19 protein-coding genes are annotated in these 18,999 nt (G+C 65.5%); 9 read left to right on the plus strand and 10 right to left on the minus strand.

Annotated elements, in window-relative coordinates:
- Positions 1–19: 19 nt before the first annotated feature.
- Complete coding sequence (locus MU558_RS16885) at positions 20–202, minus strand: DUF5786 family protein (RefSeq protein ID WP_246969461.1); 183 nt, start codon at positions 200–202, stop codon at positions 20–22.
- 116 nt (positions 203–318) lie between these two features.
- Here MU558_RS16885 and MU558_RS16890 point away from each other — a divergent pair, with 116 nt between their 5' ends.
- Together MU558_RS16890 and glmS are read left to right on the plus strand one after the other, a co-directional pair.
- Positions 319–711, plus strand: coding sequence for a DUF5518 domain-containing protein (locus MU558_RS16890; protein WP_246969464.1), 393 nt, complete (start codon positions 319–321; stop codon positions 709–711).
- 498 nt (positions 712–1,209) lie between these two features.
- A complete protein-coding gene (glmS, locus tag MU558_RS16895; RefSeq protein ID WP_246969467.1) occupies positions 1,210–3,024 on the plus strand; it encodes a glutamine--fructose-6-phosphate transaminase (isomerizing) in 1,815 nt (604 codons plus the stop codon).
- A 52-nt stretch (positions 3,025–3,076) separates the two neighbouring features.
- On the opposite strand, the gene glmU is transcribed toward glmS, so the two are convergent.
- Positions 3,077–4,258: a bifunctional sugar-1-phosphate nucleotidylyltransferase/acetyltransferase gene (gene glmU / locus MU558_RS16900; RefSeq protein ID WP_246969470.1), complete on the minus strand. Its 1,182-nt coding sequence runs from the start codon at positions 4,256–4,258 to the stop codon at positions 3,077–3,079.
- Between the two features lie 399 nt (positions 4,259–4,657).
- Here glmU and MU558_RS16905 point away from each other — a divergent pair, with 399 nt between their 5' ends.
- On the plus strand, positions 4,658–4,867 hold the full coding sequence (locus MU558_RS16905; protein ID WP_246969473.1) for a DUF7563 family protein: 210 nt from the start codon (positions 4,658–4,660) through the stop codon (positions 4,865–4,867).
- A gap of 92 nt (positions 4,868–4,959) precedes the next feature.
- On the opposite strand, the gene glmM is transcribed toward MU558_RS16905, so the two are convergent.
- Positions 4,960–6,273: a phosphoglucosamine mutase gene (gene glmM, locus MU558_RS16910; RefSeq protein WP_246969504.1), complete on the minus strand. Its 1,314-nt coding sequence runs from the start codon at positions 6,271–6,273 to the stop codon at positions 4,960–4,962.
- Between the two features lie 277 nt (positions 6,274–6,550).
- Here glmM and MU558_RS16915 point away from each other — a divergent pair, with 277 nt between their 5' ends.
- Positions 6,551–6,853 (plus strand): PadR family transcriptional regulator, encoded by a 303-nt coding sequence (locus tag MU558_RS16915; RefSeq protein ID WP_246969508.1) that lies wholly within the window; start codon positions 6,551–6,553, stop codon positions 6,851–6,853.
- Positions 6,854–6,859: 6 nt separating this feature from the next.
- Positions 6,860–7,123, plus strand: a complete 264-nt coding sequence (locus tag MU558_RS16920) for a MarR family winged helix-turn-helix transcriptional regulator (RefSeq protein WP_246969511.1) — start codon at positions 6,860–6,862, stop codon at positions 7,121–7,123.
- 106 nt (positions 7,124–7,229) lie between these two features.
- Here MU558_RS16920 and MU558_RS16925 read toward each other — a convergent pair whose 3' ends face one another.
- The 5 genes from MU558_RS16925 to MU558_RS16945 form a co-directional block, all read right to left on the minus strand.
- Positions 7,230–8,240: a lipid II:glycine glycyltransferase FemX gene (locus MU558_RS16925; RefSeq protein WP_246969514.1), complete on the minus strand. Its 1,011-nt coding sequence runs from the start codon at positions 8,238–8,240 to the stop codon at positions 7,230–7,232.
- 1 nt (position 8,241) lies between these two features.
- Positions 8,242–9,861 carry an alkaline phosphatase family protein gene (locus MU558_RS16930; RefSeq protein ID WP_246969517.1) on the minus strand — a complete coding sequence of 540 codons (1,620 nt, stop codon included), beginning with the start codon at positions 9,859–9,861 and terminating at the stop codon, positions 8,242–8,244.
- A 199-nt stretch (positions 9,862–10,060) separates the two neighbouring features.
- Positions 10,061–10,621, minus strand: a complete 561-nt coding sequence (epsC, locus tag MU558_RS16935; RefSeq protein ID WP_246969520.1) for a serine O-acetyltransferase EpsC — start codon at positions 10,619–10,621, stop codon at positions 10,061–10,063.
- Between the two features lie 97 nt (positions 10,622–10,718).
- Positions 10,719–12,422 (minus strand): helicase HerA domain-containing protein, encoded by a 1,704-nt coding sequence (locus MU558_RS16940; RefSeq protein WP_246969523.1) that lies wholly within the window; start codon positions 12,420–12,422, stop codon positions 10,719–10,721.
- Positions 12,423–12,551: 129 nt separating this feature from the next.
- A complete protein-coding gene (locus MU558_RS16945) occupies positions 12,552–12,935 on the minus strand; it encodes a winged helix-turn-helix transcriptional regulator (protein ID WP_246969526.1) in 384 nt (127 codons plus the stop codon).
- A 128-nt stretch (positions 12,936–13,063) separates the two neighbouring features.
- On the opposite strand from MU558_RS16945, the gene MU558_RS16950 reads away from it, so the two are divergent.
- From MU558_RS16950 to MU558_RS16960, 3 genes are all read left to right on the plus strand, one after another.
- Positions 13,064–13,633, plus strand: a complete 570-nt coding sequence (locus MU558_RS16950) for a DUF2703 domain-containing protein (protein WP_246969529.1) — start codon at positions 13,064–13,066, stop codon at positions 13,631–13,633.
- 475 nt (positions 13,634–14,108) lie between these two features.
- Positions 14,109–14,435 carry a hypothetical protein gene (locus tag MU558_RS16955; RefSeq protein ID WP_246969532.1) on the plus strand — a complete coding sequence of 109 codons (327 nt, stop codon included), beginning with the start codon at positions 14,109–14,111 and terminating at the stop codon, positions 14,433–14,435.
- A 40-nt stretch (positions 14,436–14,475) separates the two neighbouring features.
- Complete coding sequence (locus tag MU558_RS16960) at positions 14,476–15,294, plus strand: universal stress protein (RefSeq protein WP_246969534.1); 819 nt, start codon at positions 14,476–14,478, stop codon at positions 15,292–15,294.
- Positions 15,295–15,332: 38 nt separating this feature from the next.
- On the opposite strand, the gene MU558_RS16965 is transcribed toward MU558_RS16960, so the two are convergent.
- Positions 15,333–17,201, minus strand: coding sequence for a DEAD/DEAH box helicase (locus MU558_RS16965; protein ID WP_246969537.1), 1,869 nt, complete (start codon positions 17,199–17,201; stop codon positions 15,333–15,335).
- A 357-nt stretch (positions 17,202–17,558) separates the two neighbouring features.
- Here MU558_RS16965 and MU558_RS16970 point away from each other — a divergent pair, with 357 nt between their 5' ends.
- On the plus strand, positions 17,559–17,735 hold the full coding sequence (locus MU558_RS16970; RefSeq protein ID WP_246969540.1) for a hypothetical protein: 177 nt from the start codon (positions 17,559–17,561) through the stop codon (positions 17,733–17,735).
- Here the strand turns inward: MU558_RS16970 and MU558_RS16975 are convergent.
- Positions 17,728–18,681, minus strand: coding sequence for a transcription initiation factor IIB (locus MU558_RS16975; protein ID WP_246969543.1), 954 nt, complete (start codon positions 18,679–18,681; stop codon positions 17,728–17,730). The two genes, MU558_RS16970 and MU558_RS16975, sit on opposite strands and share 8 nt — an antisense overlap.
- Positions 18,682–18,999: the final 318 nt, after the last annotated feature.

Below are 18,999 nucleotides of genomic sequence, written 5' to 3' on the forward strand. Positions count from 1 at the left end.
CGTGTGCGTGCGCCGAGGGTTAGTCGTCGTCGCGATCTTTCATCGCGCCGAGCTGTGAGACCAGTTCGTCGGTCGACGCGTTGGACTCGAAGGTCATCTCTCCCTCGTGTGCGTTCTCGTGTACGTTGACGGCTTCGACGTCCTCGTCGTCGGTGGCGGTCTGCTGTTGCTGCTCGGATTCGTCGTAGCTACCAAAACCCATACTCCAGTTAGCGGGAACGCGAACAAAGAAGCTTCGATTGCTGACGGACGACCGATCCCACTCGACTGTCCGTGACGATGCAAAAACATATCACTGACAATTTGAAACAAACACGCATGTCAGACGATACCTCGAACACACTCGTCAACGCGGTCGTCGGCGCAGTCGTGACCGTCGTCCTGTCGTTTCTGGCGTTCTCGCCGATCGTCGGCGGTGCCGTGGCGGGCTATCTCGAGCGGCGAGACGGTCTCCGCGTGGGTGCGATCTCGGGCGCAATCGCCGCGATTCCACTGGTGACACTGGCGTTTCTGTTCGTCGGGTTCTTCGGGTTCTTCGCGACCGGTGCACCAGGGTTCTTCGTCTTCTTCGCGGCGATCGCACTTCCGTTCGGGTTGCTGTACTCGATCGGACTGAGTGCGCTCGGTGGCTACGTCGGTGTCTATCTCGCCGACGAGTTCCGCGACGACCTGGATCGGCCGTCCGCTCGTTCCCCGCACGATCGCAGGTGAGGTCGTCTGCGCCGGCTCCGCTGGGGCCACTCGAGACGACGTAGGCGCTGCCCAACGGCTCGTTCGTACTGGTTTCCGGCCAGTTGGCTCCGCTTACGTTGCGAGTGGCTGGCTGTTCGCTCGACGTACGCCGTCGTCTCACAGTAGCCGTCCGCTCTCGGTCGGCCTCGCGCCGTGAAAGTGAACGCGCGTTTCGTTACGGACCGACAAACGACCGTATCCGCGACGCTTTCGAGGACACGTCCGACGAATGATGTAACCAGATTACTTCGATGCTACCGTCCGTGTTAGCCCGTCTATAGTAATGGGTCGAGCACCGCTGGATGCTATCATGTCAGTGCACCGCTTGCCGTCTCGACCGACGTTCACCGACGGTCGGCCGACTACGACGTGGGATCCAGCCGCTGCCGGTGTATCCGTCGCTTCGCCCTCTATCGACGTTGCCGTCTCTCGAGACGACTGGAACGCGCTCGAACCGGTGACGGGGGTGAGTCCCTGATGTGCGGTATCATCGGCCACGTTGGCGACAGTGACGCGATAGACACGCTCATCACCGGACTCGAGAACCTCGAGTATCGCGGCTACGACTCCGCCGGCGTCGCCGTCCAGAACGGCTCCGGAATCGCGATACAGAAACGCTCCGGACGGGTCTCGGAACTGAAAGAGTCGATCGAGGACAGACCGCTCAAGGGGCGGGTCGGGATCGGGCACACCCGCTGGAGCACGCACGGCCCGCCGACCGACGAGAACGCCCACCCACACACGAACTCGACTACGGACGTCGCCGTCGTCCACAACGGGATCATCGAGAACTACGCCGAACTCAAGGCACGTCTCGAACGGAAGGGCCACGAGTTCACCAGCGACACCGACACCGAAGTGATCCCGCATCTCATCCAGCAGTACCTCGACGAGGGCGTCGAGAACGAGACCGCCTTCCGGCGAGCGATCGACGAACTCGAGGGGAGTTACGCCGTCGCAGTGATGGTGTCGGGCGAACACGCCCTCTACGCCGCTCGGCGGGGGTCGCCGCTGGTCGTCGGCGTGGAAGACGACGAGTTCTTCCTGGCCAGCGACGTCCCTGCGTTCCTCGAGTACACCGACGAGGTGGTCTATCTCGAGGACGGTGACGTCGCGATCGTCCGTCCAGACGGCGTCGAGTTCACGGACCTCGGCGGCAACCCGGTGAGTCGGGACCTGGAGACGGTCAACTGGGACCCCGAACAGACCGGCAAGGGCGAGTACGACCACTTCATGCTCAAGGAAATTTTCGAACAGCCGACCTCGCTCGCCCAGGCCATCGAGGGACGAACCGACCCGGAGACGGAGGCGGTCCACCTCGAGGGGTTCGGCCCTGGGACGTTCGACGGCGTCGAGACCGTCCAGTTGATCGCCTGTGGCACCTCGTATCACGCCGCCCTCTACGGCTCGCTCGTGTTGAACCAGGCCGGCATCCCCTCGCGAGCGCTGCTGGCGAACGAGTACAGTGTCTGTGCCCCGCCGGTCGACGAGGAGACGCTGGTCGTCGCGGTCAGCCAGAGCGGCGAGACCGCCGACACGCTCTCTGCGCTCCGGGAAGCGACGGCCGAGGGTGCACAGACGTTGACAGTCACGAACGTCATGGGTTCGACGGCGGCCCGTGAGGCCGACGACTCGCTGCTCATCCGCGCCGGACCGGAGATCGGCGTCGCCGCGACGAAGACGTTCTCCTCGCAGGCGGTCGTCCTCGAACTGCTCGCACACCGTCTCACGTGTGACGTGCTCGGCACCTCGCCGTTCGATCTCGAGTCGTTCCTGCCGGAACTCGATCGGCTCCCCGGCCGACTCGAGGGGCTCCTCGAGTCCACCGACGCGAGAGCGATCGCCCGGCGATACCAGGGGAGTCAGTCGTACTTCTTCATCGGCCGCGGACTCGGCTACCCGGTCGCACTCGAGGGCGCGCTGAAGTTCAAGGAGATCACCTACGAGCACGCCGAGGGCTTCGCCTCGGGCGAACTCAAACACGGCCCGCTCGCGCTCGTGACGCCGGAGACGCCGGTGTTCGCGGTGTTCACCGGACAGGAGGACGAGAAGACGCTGAAAAACGCAGAGGAAGCCCAGACCCGGGGTGCGCCCGTCGTCGCCGTCTGTCCGGACGACCACAGGGCGACCGAGGTCGCCGACGCCCACCTCGAGATTCCCCCGACCAATCCCGAACTCGCCGGACTGCTCGCGAACGTCCAGCTCCAGCTCGTCTCGTATCACGCGGCCGACCTGCTCGGACGGCCGATCGACAAGCCGCGGAACCTGGCGAAAAGCGTCACCGTCGAGTAGCCGGCTCCGTCGGCTTTTGCGTTCGTTCTGCTCGCCGTCCAGCCCGGACCCGTCAGCGGTCCCGGTCGACCGTCTCGCCGGGTCGCGTCCGGGCGTCGGCCTCGAGTTTCAGCCCCGGCGTCAGGCTCGTGTTGATCCCCGTCTTGACGCCGTCGCCGGCGACGACGCCGAACTTGCGCCGGCCGGTCGAGACTCGCTCGCCTTTGACGGTGAACTTCACGCTCGCATCGTCGTGACGGAGGTTCGCGACGGTCGTCCCCGCGCCGAAGTTGACGTCTCGACCGAGGACGCTGTCGCCCACGTACGAGAGGTGGCTGACGGTCGCACCCGGCGAGAGGACGCTGTTTTTCACCTCGACCGCGTGGCCGACCTTCGCCCCCTCGTCGATCAGGGTCGCACTCCGAACGTAGGCGTTCGGCCCGACGGTCGCACCCGAGCGGATCAGTGCCGGCCCCTCGATCACGACGCCCGATCGCACCGTCGCGCCCTCCTCGACGACGACGTCGCCCTCGAGGGTCGCCTCGTCGCTGACGTCGCCGTCGATGCGGCGCTCGAGGTCGCCGAGTTTCCACTCGTTGGCCTCGAGCAACTCCCACGGTCGGCCGACGTCGAGCCAGCGCTCGAGCGTGATCGGCGTGACGGCGTACTGGTCGATCACTTTCGCGAGGACGTCGGTGATCTCGTGTTCGCCGCGTTCGCTCTGGGGAACCTCGAGCCACTCGCGAGCGCGTTCGGGGAAGGCGTACGCGCCGGCGTTGGCGAGGTTCGTCGGCGGGTCGGCAGGTTTCTCGACGATGTCCGTGACGGTGCCGTCGGTAGTGCTGAGGACGCCGTAATTGCTCGGGTCGTCGACCTCGATCGCGCAGACGGCCGGCGCTTCCTCGAAGAGCCGGGCGATCGCGTCAGGATCGTAGAGGTTGTCTCCGTTGAGCACCGCGAAGGGGCCGTCGAGGCGGCCGCTCGCGGCGTTGACCGCGTGTGCCGTCCCGGCCTGTTCGTCCTGGACGGCGTAGCTGATCGGGACGTCCCGGTACGTCTCACCGAAGTACTCCCGGACGGTCGCTGCCTCGTACCCGATCACGAGGACGATCTCGTCTGCACCGGCGTCGATCGCCGCGTCGACAGTGTGTGCGACGAGCGGTCGATCGGCGACGGGAAGCATCGGCTTCGGAAGAGACGCAGACAGCGGTCGGATACGCGTCCCTTCGCCTGCTGCGAGAACCACGGCTTTCATCGATACTTCACAGTAGCGAAACCCCGTGGATAAATATACGGATGATAATGTCGTTCGACCCCGTGTTCGCGTTCCGTACCCGAGTCGTGTTCGTGATTGACCGCTGCTCGCTCGGCTCGAGCCACTCGCGTTCGATTCCTCCTGGAGCGGACGGTCGTCCCGTTCGTCTGCGTCCGGAACCGAGTACGGGCGAACTGTCGCCGCCTCGATCGCGACACGCCGTCTAAACGAATCGTTACGCTACGGAAATCGTGAATTTCTACCGGACGTGACTGTGGTAGCTGTTGCCTTGTGAGTGAGGACACATGCTCGAGCACGATCACAGAACAGCGTTTTTCACTTTCGCGTTCGGCGTTATGCAGTCTATAGTAAATAGTGTTCTATCGCAACCAGTTGACGATGTCGACGGAATCATCCGACACGAAGTGGACGCCGATGACGTCCCGTTCCCAGACGACCGCCCCTCGCTGTGTCAACTGCGGCCATCAGGTCACCCGACAGTTCGCCCGCGTCTTCGGCGACAATCGCGACGTCGTCCACGCCTGTCCCGAGTGTTCGACCTACCGCGAGATGAAGACGTCCGACTACATCCCCGAGGAAGTCCGCTAGACGCGGACTCTCGTCGACCACTTCTTCTCTTTCTGCCGGCGGTTCGCCAGGCGACAGGCGTCGAGTCGCGATCGGTGTACTGTCCAGTCGTCTCACGTCGCGTCGGTGACGATCTCCGTCGCGTCGGCGTACAGTTGTTCGGTCCGGCCTTCGTCGCGGGCCTCCGCCGTGATCCGTACGAGCGGCTGGGTCCCGCTCTTTCGAACGAGGAACCAGCCGTCGCCGGCGTCGACGCGGACGCCGTCCAAGGTGTCGACGTCGTCGTATCGGTCCGCCACGGCCTCGCGAACCCGATCCATGACGGCGTCCTTGTCCGCGACCTCGACCGAGTTACGTCGGATCGGGTACGTCTCGACGCTCGCGGCGAGTTCCGAGAGCGGACCGCGGTCGGCGACCAGTTCGACGAGTTTACACGCCGCGAGCGGTCCGTCGGGACAGAGCGTCTCGTCCGGCCAGATCCACGCGCCGCTGGGTTCGCCGCCAAAGACGACGTCGTCGTCGGTGGCGCGTTCGGCGACGTAGACGTCGCCGACTCGAGTTCTGGTCAGCGACGCGCCCACCTCTGCCAGTGCGTCGTCGACGGCGAGACTCGTGTCGACGGGCGCAGCGACTCGATCGCCGTCGTCCGCGGCGTTTCGCGCGAACAGCGCCAGCAGGACGTCTTTCGGGACGAACGTGCCGGTCTCGTCGACGGCCATCATCCGGTCCGCGTCGCCGTCGTGAGCGATCCCCACCGCCGCGTCGGTGCTCTCGAGGACGGTCGCGAGCGTCTCGAGCGTCTCCTCGTTCGGTTCGCTCGGCCGGCCGGGAAAACTCCCGTCTTGCTGGCCGTTTAACGTCTTGACTTCACAGCCGAGATCGTGCAGCACACGCGCGGTGACCCCGCCTGCACCGTTGCCGACGTCGACGACGACGCTCGGCGGGTCGTCGATCGACACCGCCTCCCGCAACGCCGTCGCGTGGTGGTCGATCGCACCCTCGCGGCGGTGGCGCGAGCCGAGGCCGTCCCAGGGTTGCAGGTCGTAGTCGTCGCTCTGTACGCGTTCCGTGATCGCCGCTCGTCGGTCGGGGCCGAACGCCTTTCCGGAGGGCGTCCAGAGTTTGATCCCGTTGTCCGTCGCGGGGTTGTGCGACGCCGTCACCACGACGCCGGCGTCGGCCTCGAACCGCCCGACGGCACGGGCGATCGTCGGCGTCGACGCGACGCCGATTTCGAGGACGTCCGCTCCACACTCTCGTAGCCCCGCGGTCAGTGCGTCGAGTAACACGACGCCACTCTCGCGGACGTCGCGGCCGACGACGACCCGGTCGTACCCGTCCGAGGCGACGGCACGGCCGACAGACAGCGCGAGTTCGGCAGTTACATCCCTCCCCACCGCACCACGGATGCCACTCGTTCCAAACATACACTAGCGTGTTACGAGAGAGACGGTTATTATGTCTGTATTAAACGTCGATCACTGCCGATTCACGCCGTTCGAGCGAGCGATGCGAGACGACCCCGTCGATCGGACGACCGATCGAACCGATTTTCGTCGAATCGGCGGTTTCGACCTCGATCGCGGGAGAGACGGCGGATCTCGAGACTGTCGTTTCCGCCAATGTAACGAGTTAATAACTCCCTATATTTCTAAACGGTCTGTGACGTACTTATATGGTCCCCTCGACACCGGAGGTGAAGAGATGCCAGTACACGATCTGACCGGCTTCCAGCGCGATCTGCTGTTCGTCATCGCCGGGCTCGAGTCGCCGAACGGCCAGGAGATCAAGACGGAACTCGAAAACTCACAGGAGCGGGAGATACTCCACGGCCGCCTGTACGCGAACCTCGACACGCTCGTCGAAGACGACTACGTCGAGAAAGGAGAGGAAGACGGCCGCACGAACCAGTATACGATCACCGAACGGGGCAAAGAAGCGATCGCCACCAGGTACGACTGGCAGACGGAGTACGTCAGGCCGAATACGCACCCTGCGAAGCTCTAGCCCACCATGCACGCGACAGACCAGCAGTCGGACGCGACCACGGCACCCGAGACGGACGTCGGCGTCGACGACCTCTCGCCGAGTGCAAAACTCGTCTACAAGGTCCTCGAGTACGAGGGGCCGATGACCCAGGAGGAGATCGCCGCCGAATCGCGGCTCTGTCCCCGGACCGTCAGGTACGCACTCGGAAAACTCGAGCACCACGGAACGGTGACCAGTCGCGTCAACCTCGAGGACGCACGACAGTCGATCTACCGACTCGTCGACTGATACGGTCTGCTGTGGCTGTTTTCCAGGGTGACCGCCAGACGGCTCGCGGTTACTCTCGAACTGACGTACAGCGGTCCGTCTGCCGACCGGTGGCCACCGTCGCCGTTCACCGGACTTTCCGATACTGATCGATGAGTACGTCGAGCCCGAACGCACCGGACGTGATCGTGTAGTGGGTCTCGAGGCGAGGGTTGAACTTCGCCTTGTAGCGGTTGATGCTCGGGACGCCCGCGCCGACGAGGTCGTAACGCTCGAGGCCGTCGCGGAGGCCATCGCGCATGACGTGCCAGTCGAGCAAATCGTTGATCGAGAGGTCGACGTCGGCGTCGGGCTTGACGCCACCCTGCCACCGGTACCGGGTCGTGTCCGACTCGACGACCAGAATGCCCCCGACGAACTCGCCGTCGACGCGGCAGGTGTACGGTCGGATCGCCCCCTCGGGAAGCGTCTCGTACATTCTGCGGGCGAACGCCGTCGACAGCTGGAACGGTCGATCCTGGTTCTCGTAGCGCGCTCGCACCTGGTCGACGATCCGTTCGACGTCGTCGCCGTCACCCTCGGCGACGACGTAGTCCGCTTCGCTCGCGTTGCGAACGTTGCTCCGGGCGTCGCTGCTGAACCGGTTTAGCAACTCCTCCTCGGACCCCTCGAGGTCGACGACGTAGGTGTATCCGGGCGTGACCTCGTAGTCGTTCCAGGTGAACGGCCGCACGTCGTCGAACTCGGCGGCGACGAACTTGGTGTAGTGTGGTGACAGCTCCGTCTCGACCCACTCGAGACAGCCCTCGACGAACTGGCGAGTGCGACGGTCGGCCTTTCGTTGCTTGAGTTTCTCGACGTTCACCATCGTGGGACCGAGGTAGACGGACCACGAGTACGGGGCAGGCGAGAACGCCCCGACGATCGGTCCCTTCCGGTACTCGAAGATCGGGAAGAGACCGGCGACCTCCTGTCCTTTGAACCCGGCGAGCAGGTGTGGCGTCGTGCCGGTGTCTTCGGCCTGCAACTCGAGTGCGGCCGCTCGATAGAAGGGGTTCGTGTGTCGGCCTCGTTCGACGTAGCGATCCCACTCGTCCTCGTCTGCGTGGCGGTCGAGTTCGGTGACGTCGATCCCCATGTTAGAGATAACCCAGATCCGAGAGCCGATCTTCGACGCCGGCGTCGTCGGTCGCCGTGATCGGTTCGGGATCGTACGCGGGATACTGGCGTCTCTCGCTCGGTGCGACGATCGGGAGTTCCTCGCCGTCCATCGCCTCGTCGACCGGAACGTCGAACAGGGCACAGATCGTCGGCGCGACGTCGAAGATCGTCGCACCCGAGAGCGACGCGCTCTCGTCGACGTCCGTGCCGGCGGCGGCGACGACGCCCATGCGTTTGTGGTTCCACGGTTCGACCGGATCGCCGAACCGCTCCCCGGTCAGTTCCGCGACGATCGCGTTGTCGAACGCCGCCGGAACCGTCACCACGTCGGGCGCGCGCTCTACCTCCTGCCCCTCGAAGTATCGTTCCCGGGGCTCGACCGCGTCGAACATTGGATCGCCTTCCGGCGTCCGAACGGCCGAGAGTTCCTCGATGAGTTCCGACCGGAACGCCTCGTACTCGTCTTCGGACACCTGCCCGTTCGGCTCTCGTCCCTCGAGGTTGATGCGGACGCCGAGTTCGCTCTTCGAACGGACGTACGCCGTCGATTCGGGGAAGTCCACCTGCTCGCTGCCCGCTCGGATCACGTCGTTCGGGACGCGTCGCCCGATCGGCTCTTTCAGTCCGACGAGATCGAGCGCGCTCGCGACGCGCTGGGTCGTGATGCCGAACGCCGCCGCGACCTCGATCGCGCGCTCGAGCGCGCCGGGTTCGTGGTCGCCCGCGTCGTCGCCCTCGAGCAGGTCGTTCTGGTAGGCGCGCGACCAGGTCGGCATTCCCTCGCCGCCGCTCTGTGCGGCGAGGTAGCCCCGATCCCGGAGGAACTCGTTGACCCGGAACTCCCGTCCTCGGACCTTGCCCATCCCGTGATCACTCACCACGAGGAGGTTCTCGGGATCGAACGCCTCGATCGTCGCCGCGACCTCGCGGTCGACCGCGCGGTAGACCGCCTCGATGGCCTTCTTGTCACCCGGCCGCTCGTGGAAGACCGAATCCGTCAGCTGGAACTGGACGAACCCGAACTCGGGTGCGAATCGCTCGAGCAGGTACCGGAACGCCTTCCCCCGGAGTTCGATCGTCCGCTCGTAACCCTCGATCGACCGATACGGCTCCGGCCCGGCCTGGGGATAGACCCGGTAGCCGCCGCAGTTCGCCTCGATCTCCTCGAGGATTCCCTCGGGATGACAGTCCGGGTCCTCCGGCGCGGTCAGCCCTGGAATCAACGCGCCGTCGAACTCCCGCGGCGGGTGCGTGACCGGCACGTTCACGACGACGCTCGAGAGTCCGTGATCGCTCAACAGTTCCCAGATGGCCCGTTCCCGGACGTGCGTCGAGTTCACCACGTCCCAGTCGTAGCCGTCGAACGAGAGGAAGTCGAAGACGCCGTGTTTGCCGGGGTTCTTCCCGGTGTACAGCGACGGCCAGGCGCTCGCCGTCCACGGCGGGATCTGTGACTCCAGTGGCCCGCTCGCGCCGATATCGAACAGCCGGCGCAACGTTGGCGTCTCGCCGGACTCGAACAGCGGCTCGAGAATCGGAAGACAACCAGCGTCGAGACCGACGACGAGGAGCTGTAAGTCGTCGTCCGAACAGTTCATGAACGTGGAATCGGTCGTTCCAGGCTTTGTTATGCGAGGTCTGTCTGCCTGTAGCCAACAGTTTCATCGCGGTGGTGCCGACCGTCCGACACGGCGACGGCTGTCGGCGATCGTCGCCACTGGCTGTAAGCCACACCTGCCACAGCCGGCGAGGGTATCTCGCGTGCGATTGGCGTGTGGACCGTGTCGTCAGACAGTATCAGTCGTCTTCGCCGAGCTGTTCTTCCCACTCGCCGGTGGTCTGTTCGCACTCACCGACGAGTTCAGCCGGATTGCCGATCGCGGTGCAGTGGGGTGGAACCGACTCGAGGACGACGGAACCTGCGCCAACTTTCGCCTCCTTCCCGATCGTGATCGGGCCGAGGACCGTCGCGCCGGCTCCGATCGTCGCACCGTCCTCGACCGTCGGGTGGCGTTTCTCGCGTTTCATCGTGTCGCCACCGAGGGTCACGCCGTGGTACATCATCACGTCGTCGCCGATCTCGGCGGTCTCGCCGATGACGACGCCGTTGCCGTGGTCGACGAAGAACCGGCGGCCGATCTCCGCGCCAGGGTGGATCTCGATCCCCGTGAGAAACCGCGAGAGGTGCGAGAGCACGCGGGCGACGATGTAGTGACCGCTGTGCCAGACGGCGTGGGCGATCCGGTGGAACCAGATCGCGTGCAGTCCCGGGTAACACAGGACGACCTCGAGCGGATGCCGTGCGGCGGGATCGTTCTTCATCGCGGTCCTGACGTCCTCTCTGAGCCGGTTCAACATTCTCGTACCGACGGTATGGGTTCCGTTACCAAGAAGGTGGCGCAGCGTTCGAACGGCCGGCCGAACCACCCCGCTCGTGGCGGCTGCTCGCCCGCTATCAGGCTCGCTCGTCGTCGATCGCCAGCGCCGACAGCACGTCGTCGCCAACCGCGTACGTCCGCTCGTCGGGGCGATCCAGGATCGCCTCGGTCCGGAGTTCCGAGAGCAGACTCTGGACGGCGACTGCGGACCGATCGACGCGAGCGGCGACCGCGTCCGTCCGCAACGGCCCCTCGCGTACCAGCACGGCGATCACCTCCCGTGCGGTCGCCTCCGAACAGCGCGAATCCGCCGCCGCCCGTTCGACGGACTCGCGAACCCCCGGCATCTCGAGTAACTCCTCGAGCGACTGCTGCTCGTCGGCGACGACCAGCTCGCCCTCCTTGCCGTCCGCTGCCGAGCCGTCGTCGACGGGCGTGTAGCCGAACTCGAGTTCGTCGCCGCCGGCCTGCAGGATCTCGGTCGACTCCGCGTTCGCTCCGCGCTCTCCAGGCTCGCTCTCGGGTTCACGGAACGACTGTCGGAGCCACTCGAGTTCGCCCTCGAGCGTCTCGATTCGCTCCTCGCGGTCGGCGAGTTCGGATTCGAGGTCGGCGAGTTGACGCTCGAGATCGGCGATCTCGTCGTCGCGCTCGTCCAGTTTCGCCCGGAGTTCGTCCCGTTCGTCCTCGAGGGAGACGACCTCGTCGTGGAGCCGTCGCAGTTCCTCGTTCGAGCCCGGCAGTTGCGACTGGACCGTCTCCGGTTCACTGAGCGCTTCGGCCATCTGTCTGGCCGCGTCGGAGACGTCCCGGGCCGAGGCGAGTTCGTCTTTCAGGTCCTCGATACGCGAGTCGCGTTTCTCGAGTTCGGCCTCGAGTTGCTCGATCTGGCTTTCTTCTCGCTGTTTTCGTTCACTGATCTCCTGGAGGTCGCCGACGAGGGCGTCCGAGACGGACTTGAGTTCGGGCCGCTCGAAGTCGTCGAGACCGGGCGTCGCGCCGGCGTCGAAGGTGCGTTTGCGACGGAACTGGACCTTGCGGACGCCGACGTCGGTCCAGTCGGTCTGGACGTACGCCTGTCCGTCGTCGAGTTCGGAGACCCGTTCTGCGTACTCGGAGTCGATGATCCGGCCGACGACCTTCGTGTCGTTGTCCCAGGTCAGCCGGTGCCAGACGAGCCAGTTCGCCTGCGTGATGAAATCTTTCTTGACGTCGGCGGGCCGCTGGCTGATCCCGAGGATGCCGAGGCCGTGTTTGCGCCCGCGCTTGCTGATCTTGATCAGCATCTTCCCCGTCTCGCCGACGCCGCCGCCCTCGGGAATGTACTCGTGGACCTCCTCGACGACGAGCAGGAAGGGCTTTTTGAGCTTCTTTTCCTTGACGAACAGCTGTCGCGCCGTCTCGCGCAGCAGTTCGTCCGCGACGTCCTCGTCGAGGTAGCCCGAGACGTCGAGGATCACGGGGACGTTCTCCTCGAGGGCGATCGAGGCCATCTGCTCTGCGTGTTCGGGCCCGATCTGGATGTCACACTCCTCGTCGGCCCCCGCGTGGAGCATCTCGTACTCCTCTTTTAACCCGTAGTACTCGCCGTCGGTGTCGACGACGAGCAGGGGGTAGCCGGCCTCGAGGAGTTCCTCGGCGACGACGGACGCAGTGTTCGACTTTCCGCTCCCACTCTTGCCGGTCGCGAAGCCGCGTCCGGTGAGAATCTCGATGACTGGCAGCGTCACGTCGTGGCCGTCTTCCGTCTCGCCGACGACGATCTCGCGTTGCTCGCTCACGGATCGTTCACCCGGTTCGACTCGTCCGCTCGCGATACGATCATCCTATCTGGTACTTTCGGCAGGAGAACTTGAATATTGGCGTCGACGCGGCGGGTGGCGTTCGTCGGTCGCTGCTCGAGGAATGGGTCAGTCACAGCAGTCGGCGACCGTGACGCAGGCGTCCTCGCGCACTCCCCGGCACGGACTCGCCTCGTCGCGCTCGCAGTCTCGCACGTCGACGAGGTCTTCCAGTTCCGAGAGCAGCCGCGTGACCTCCTGCCCGCTGTCGGTCAGCCGGTAGGTCGTCGTCGGCGGCGTCGTCGCCTCGACGGACCGGTCGACGAGTCCGTGACACTCGAGTTCTTTCAACCGGCGGGAGAGCACTGCGGCGGTCAGGCCGTCGAGTTCCCGTTGCATCTCGTTGAACCCGTAGCTGCCGCCGCGTAGCAGTCTGAGGACGTGAAACGACCACTTCGAACCCAGAAGTTCCCGGAGCGAGTGCCACGTCGCCTGCCAGTCGGTGTCGCTCATCTCGTGGCCGCCTACGCCCGGTGCCTGTGAAACGCTGTCGGTAGACGACGGTACTTTCAGCGCCGAAACCACCTTCGTATAAGAATACTGCTACGTACAAGTGTGCCCGTGGCGTAGCTAACGGTACGATGTCAGCACTATCGGTCTCGGATCCGAACGTCACCGTCGAAGCGCTGTCGGCCGACGAGTACGCGAAGCGTACCCTCACGGTCGACTTCCTCTATCTCGACCGCGAGGTCTGTTCGCGCTGTCGGGGGACCGAGGCGGCACTCGGGGACGCGCTCGAGCGCGTCGCGCCCCTTCTGGCCGACCTCGGCGTCGACGTCGCCGTCCGAACGGTCCACGTCCAGAGCGCGGCGGACGCCCGGCGGGTCGGACTCGAGGTGTCGCCGACGATCCGCGTCGACGGGCGCGACCTGCAACCGGCCTATCGCGAGAGCACCTGCGAGTCGTGCGGCGATCTCTGTGACTGCGAGGGCGGTGTCGACTGTCGGATATGGACGTACGACGGCCGAGAGCACACGACGCCGCCGGTCGAACTGCTGCTCGAGGGGCTCCTCCGTGCTGCCGTCGGCACTGCGACGACGCAGTCGGAGCAGTCCGAGGCTGACGACCGACTCCCGGAGAACCTCGAGCGGTTCTTCGCGGAGACGTCGCCCGACTCGGCGGACGAAACCGACTGCGGGTGTGGGTGCTAGCGAAGCCGGTTCCGGGTTCGAGATGCCGCCGGTCCGTGTCGCTCTATCGCACACGTGGGAAACGATTATGTTATTTCGACCGAATGACGTGAACGACAGGTCGCGACACGACGCGACCGCATCCGACCCATGACCACGACCACGCTCGATCCGACTCCATCTCCGTCGTTCGCACGCGCCGGGACGGGAGTCTCCAAACCGGACAATCGGTCCGGGAGTTCGATCGAGCGTGGACGGGTCTCGAGTCGGTATCCGTCGCCGACTCACGTCGGCACGTCCGTCCGCGCCGCATAGGTCCCTTCTCTCGGCCGGACGGACTCTCTCGCCGTTTCACGTTCCGTAGCCCGTGGACGGCTCTGTCGTTCGTCTCGGCGGGGAAGCGATCGTCCGGCGCGGGGGGTTCCCCCGTGGTGTGACTGGCCACCGACGCGCGGGTACGTCCCGCCCCTCGAGTTCGACTCTCGGCGGGGGACTCATGGCACAGCACATACGAACCGTCGAGGCGACGCTCGCCGTGCGCGTTCCCGTGAACGCTGCAGGCAGCCTCGCCGACGGCGCGACGCGCATCGTCGAACGAGTAGACGCGGTCGACCGGGTCGAGGAGCTGACCGTCTGCGGTCTGACGCCGGGTCTGAACGACACGGTCGTCGACCTCGAGGTTCGCCTCACGCTGGCTCGCGAGCGAGAGACGGCGACGGCCGCAGATCGAGCGCTCGCCGCCGGCGTCGGCGTTCGAGACGTCGAGGACGTGGAGGCGGTCGAGCCCGATGCCCCGCCTGCACGCGAAAGCGCGACCGCGTGACCGTCTCGTTTCAAGACGGTGGCAGCCGTACCGGCCGACCATGTACGAAGACGTTCTGGTCGCCACCGACGGCAGCGACGTCGCAACGACTGCAGCGACACAGGGTATCGCAATCGCGGACGCCGTCGGCGCGACCGTTCACGTCGTCTCGGTCGTCGCCACTCGAAGCGACACGGACCGAAGTCGTCACGAGGCGTTCGTCGAATCGGTCGCGAGCGACGCCGCCGACGCCGGCTGCCCCGTCGAATCGGTCGTCCGGGAAGGCCGACCGGCGCGAGAGATCCTCGCCTACGCCGACGAGGAGGACGTCGACCTGCTCGCCATGGGGACCCACGGCCGAACGGGCATCCGACAGACCCTGCTCGGCAGCGTCGCACTCGAGGTGATCCGCCAGGCACGTCTGCCGGTGCTCACGGTCAGTGCGGACGCGAGCGACGTGCCCCGGGAGATCGACGACGTGCTCGTCGCGACCGACGGCTGGTCGGGGTCGGCCGCGGCGACCGGACAGGCACTCGCGCTCGCCGACACGTTCGACGCCCGGTTGCACGCCCTCTACGCGGTCGACGTGAGTCCAGCGCTGGACGGCGTCCTCGAGTCGTTCGAAGAACACGGCAAGCAGACGACGATGGACGTGGTCGATCGCGCCAGAGAGCGCGGGATCGAGGCCACGCGGACGGTCGAACGGGGCGAACCCCACGAGACGATCCTCGCCTACGCCGACGAGGAGGACGTCGACCTGCTCGTCATTGGCACCGAGAGCAAGTCCACCATAGAGCGGCTGGTGATCGGAAGCGTCTCCCAGCGCGTCGTTCCGAACGCCACGACGCCCGTGTTGACTGTCCGGACGCTCGAGGAGTAGCCGGCTGCTGCCGTCGCGCAGTATCGAGACCGACGCCGCTACCGCTCGACGGTTCGTTCTCGAACGGTCATCCCCTTCCGGCCGAGGTGCTGGAGCTGTCGCCGCGCGAAGTCCTCCTCTCGCGTGCCACGCGTCGCCAGCACGTAGACCAGCGCGCCGCCGGTCGGCCGCATCGTCCGTCCCGCCCGCTGGGTTCCCTGTCGACGCGACCCGCCGAGTCCCGAGGCGACGATCGCCAGATCCGCCGTCGGCAGGTCGATCCCCTCGTCGCCGACGCGAGAGACGACGAGCAGGTCTCGCTCGTCGCGTCGGAACGACTCGAGCAGTCGCCGTCGTTCGTGGTGGGGCGTCTCGCCGCTCAGAAACGGCACGCCGAGCGCGTCGCTGAGTTCGCGTCCCTGCTCGAGATAGTCGACGAAGATCAGCGCCTTCGACTGCGGGTGTGCAGAGAGCAGGTAGCGGACCTCGTCGACTTTGCCCCGGTTCGAGGCGGCGATCCGGTACTTCTCGCGGCCCTCCGCCGAGGCGTAGGCGTTTCGCTGCTCGTCGTCGCCCCAGGGGACGTAGCGGATCTCGAGTTCGGGTTCGGCGACGAAGCCAGCCTCGAACAGCGCCTCCCAGTCGGTGCCGATCGGCGGGCCGACGAGCGTGAAGATCTCGGCCTGGCGGTCGTCTTCCCGGATCGGGCTGGCCGAGAGCCCGAGGCGGTGGCGCGACTGGAGGCGGGTGCTCCGCGAGTAGACGTCGCTCGGGACGTGGTGGACCTCGTCGAAGACGAGCAGTCCCCACTCGCGGTCGTCGAACAGCGACCGGTGGCGGTCCATCCCGGCGATCTGGTAGGTCGCGATCGTCACGGGCCGAACCTGCTTGATGCCGCCGTGGTACTGGCCGATCTGGTCCGCCTCGAGCGACGTGAACTCGAGGAGACTCTCCTCCCACTGGCGGGCGAGGTCGCGGCTGGGTACCAGTACGAGCGTCTCGCCTTCGACGCGGGCCATCGCGCCCATCGCGGCGACCGTCTTGCCGCTGCCCGGCGGGCCGACGAAGACGCCCTCGCCGGCCTCGTCGAACCTGTCGACCCACGTCTGCTGGTAGTCGCGCAGGCGCACGCGAAGGTCGATCGGGAGGTCGTCGCCGGACTCGAGGTCGCGCTCGTCCCGGACGGGGTAGCCCGCCTCGTAGAGGATCCGCTTGATCGCCGCCTCCGAGCCCTCGCGGACCCAGTCTTCGGTCTCCGAGATCGGCGCGTGGACGTGTTCTTCGTCGAGTTTCTGGCGAGCGACGTTGCCCATCACCTCCGGGCTGCGGGCCTCGAGAACGGTGTAGCCGTCCGGGTGCGTCACGAGACGGAACTGACGGGCACGGTCGAACTGACTCTCGACCCACTCCTCCAGGGCGGCCGACCGCTGGCCGAGGGCCTGTCGCATCGTTCGCGCGAGCGCCTCGAACGTGTCGTGTGGGGCCTGCCAGACGTCCTCCGGTCTGACGACGTACCGGTAGCCGCTCTCCCCGTTCGTGTCCGCGTGGTGGGCAAACTGGGTGAGCTGGGCCCGGGTGAACTGACTCGGCCGGTCGACGACGATCTCGCGCCGCTTGGGGAAGACGACGACGCGCTCGCGCTCGGTGAGGTCCTCGAGTTCGCTCGGATACCAGACGACGGGGTCGGTCGAGACGCTCATCCGCTCGACTTCACCACGCTCGTACAGTTCCTCGAGGTAGTCGCTCGCCTCGTCGTGGGTCACGTCGAGAGCGCGGGCGACCGCACCGGCGGTGACGACGGGACGGCCCTCCCGCTGGCAGACGTCGTGGAACGACGACAGCGAGAGCGGCCCGTCCCCGTCCGTCGACTCGGCGTTGCGGCGCTCGTCGGAATCGTCACTCGAGTCAGAGTAGCGCTCGTCCGTCACTGGATACAGGTATCGCCGTCGCGGATAAACCGGTTACGTTCGGTCTCTCGACCGCTCGAGACGTCGGCGAGAAATCGAATGGTGGTGCGGTCGCGCGGTGGCGACCGGGCGCAACGTCGGTAGGTGGTGGCACGTATGCGCCACTCTCGGCTATGATGTCGGCAAATATAACAATTTGGATGATGGTCACGTCTATCGTGGTCCAGTCGACGTCGATACCAGTAGCGACGCGAAATATACCCCGGCACGGGTACCCGTGACCGGCGTCGGATTCGCTGGCGGCGACTCGAGTCACAGACGCCGGTCCCGTCTCGTCTGTCAGTATACTATATGCAGGTGGCCGACGTACGATTTTGCATGTTCCGTGCGATCCTTCCGGAAGGTCAGATCCTCTGTGATCGGTACGAGAATACTGACGAGGGGCTCGAACTCTACAACGCTGACGACGAGTTCATCGCCTTCGTCCCGTACAACAACCTCCACGCGCTGCTCAACGAGGACGTCTACGCCGCAGACGAACGCTCGATCATGTAGCGGGCGAGCGGTCGATCGCCTCGAGTTGCTCGCGGTAGCGGTTTCTGACGGTGACGACGGTCGTCTGTGCGGTCTCGGCGACCGCTCGCTGGGGGACCGTCTCCTCACAGAGGAGTCCTGCAGCGTAGATAGCAGCAGCGGCGTATCCAGTCGGTGACTTTCCGGAGTGGAGGCCCTGGCGAGTGGTCTCGTCGATGATCTCGACGGCGGTCGTCTCGACGTCTTTGCTCACGTCCAGTTCCGAACAGAATCGCGGGACGAACTGGCGTGGGTTGGTCGGCTCGAGGTTGATGTCGAGTTCGTCGGCGACGTAGCGATAGGTGCGGCCGATCTCGCGCTGGTCGACTCGAGCGACGGCGGTGACTTCTTCCAGGCTGCGTGGGATTCCCTCTTTCCTGCAGGCGGTGTAGAGTGCACTCGTCGCGACGCCTTCGATCGATCGGCCGCGAATGAGATCCTGCTCGAGAGCCTGTCGGTAGATGACACTCGCGGTTTCTTTGACTGGCGTGGGAACGCCGAGGGCGCTGGCCATTCGATCGATCTCCGAGAGCGCGTACTTCAGGTTTCGTTCGCCGGCGTTTTTGGTTCGAATTCGCTCCTGCCAGACCCGAAGACGGTGAAGCTGGCCGTGTTTGTCGGCAGACATCGAGTGTCCGTTGGCGTCGCGGTTTCGCCAGTCGATCGTCGTCGTCAGTCCCCGGTCGTGCATCGACTGTGTGAGTGGGGCGCCGACGCGCGAGAGCTCTTTGTGTTCCTGAGCGTTGAACGCCCGCCACTCCGGTCCGTAGTCGATCGGGTCTTCGCTGAGGACGAGCCCACACTCTCGACAGACCCGTTCACCGCGGTCTGGATCGTGGACGATCGTGTCGGTCTCGCAGTCGGGACACCGACCTGTCTCGGCCGCCTGTGATTCCTGTTCGACGTGATTGGTGATCGACTGCGTCATCGGTGACTGCAGGGACCGCCGCCGTCACTGTAAGGTGTTCACATGGTTTCGACGGAAAGAGGATCTTACCGGACGCGTGTTCGACTCCTTAAAGGAGAGTAGAGAGAGGCCGACACTGGCGTTTTCGGCCGCTGTCCCGTGGCGGACGACGACTGTGCCGGTACCGCGCCCCATCGCTTTCGGTGGGCGAAGCGGCCACGTCGGGCCACCCCGACCCGACATATTATATGTGAACGTAGGACATGAAACTGGCGTACCGTTACAGCAACCCGTCGGAGTAAACGCCGACATTCGGTGCGTAAAAAGAGCTTAGCCGCA

The sequence above is a fragment of the Natribaculum luteum genome, assembly GCF_023008545.1.
Taxonomy (GTDB): domain Archaea; phylum Halobacteriota; class Halobacteria; order Halobacteriales; family Natrialbaceae; genus Natribaculum; species Natribaculum luteum.

What these genes read in the sequence shown, in the direction of transcription:
- MU558_RS16885 (WP_246969461.1), bottom strand. Translation starts at nt 202, where the DNA reads ATGGGTTTTGGTAGCTACGACGAATCCGAGCAGCAACAGCAGACCGCC.
- MU558_RS16890 (WP_246969464.1), top strand. Translation starts at nt 319, where the DNA reads ATGTCAGACGATACCTCGAACACACTCGTCAACGCGGTCGTCGGCGCA.
- glmS (WP_246969467.1), top strand. Translation starts at nt 1,210, where the DNA reads ATGTGCGGTATCATCGGCCACGTTGGCGACAGTGACGCGATAGACACG.
- glmU (WP_246969470.1), bottom strand. Translation starts at nt 4,258, where the DNA reads ATGAAAGCCGTGGTTCTCGCAGCAGGCGAAGGGACGCGTATCCGACCG.
- MU558_RS16905 (WP_246969473.1), top strand. Translation starts at nt 4,658, where the DNA reads ATGTCGACGGAATCATCCGACACGAAGTGGACGCCGATGACGTCCCGT.
- glmM (WP_246969504.1), bottom strand. Translation starts at nt 6,273, where the DNA reads ATGTTTGGAACGAGTGGCATCCGTGGTGCGGTGGGGAGGGATGTAACT.
- MU558_RS16915 (WP_246969508.1), top strand. Translation starts at nt 6,551, where the DNA reads ATGCCAGTACACGATCTGACCGGCTTCCAGCGCGATCTGCTGTTCGTC.
- MU558_RS16920 (WP_246969511.1), top strand. Translation starts at nt 6,860, where the DNA reads ATGCACGCGACAGACCAGCAGTCGGACGCGACCACGGCACCCGAGACG.
- MU558_RS16925 (WP_246969514.1), bottom strand. Translation starts at nt 8,240, where the DNA reads ATGGGGATCGACGTCACCGAACTCGACCGCCACGCAGACGAGGACGAG.
- MU558_RS16930 (WP_246969517.1), bottom strand. Translation starts at nt 9,861, where the DNA reads ATGAACTGTTCGGACGACGACTTACAGCTCCTCGTCGTCGGTCTCGAC.
- epsC (WP_246969520.1), bottom strand. Translation starts at nt 10,621, where the DNA reads ATGTTGAACCGGCTCAGAGAGGACGTCAGGACCGCGATGAAGAACGAT.
- MU558_RS16945 (WP_246969526.1), bottom strand. Translation starts at nt 12,935, where the DNA reads ATGAGCGACACCGACTGGCAGGCGACGTGGCACTCGCTCCGGGAACTT.
- MU558_RS16950 (WP_246969529.1), top strand. Translation starts at nt 13,064, where the DNA reads ATGTCAGCACTATCGGTCTCGGATCCGAACGTCACCGTCGAAGCGCTG.
- MU558_RS16955 (WP_246969532.1), top strand. Translation starts at nt 14,109, where the DNA reads ATGGCACAGCACATACGAACCGTCGAGGCGACGCTCGCCGTGCGCGTT.
- MU558_RS16960 (WP_246969534.1), top strand. Translation starts at nt 14,476, where the DNA reads ATGTACGAAGACGTTCTGGTCGCCACCGACGGCAGCGACGTCGCAACG.
- MU558_RS16970 (WP_246969540.1), top strand. Translation starts at nt 17,559, where the DNA reads ATGTTCCGTGCGATCCTTCCGGAAGGTCAGATCCTCTGTGATCGGTAC.
- MU558_RS16975 (WP_246969543.1), bottom strand. Translation starts at nt 18,681, where the DNA reads ATGACGCAGTCGATCACCAATCACGTCGAACAGGAATCACAGGCGGCC.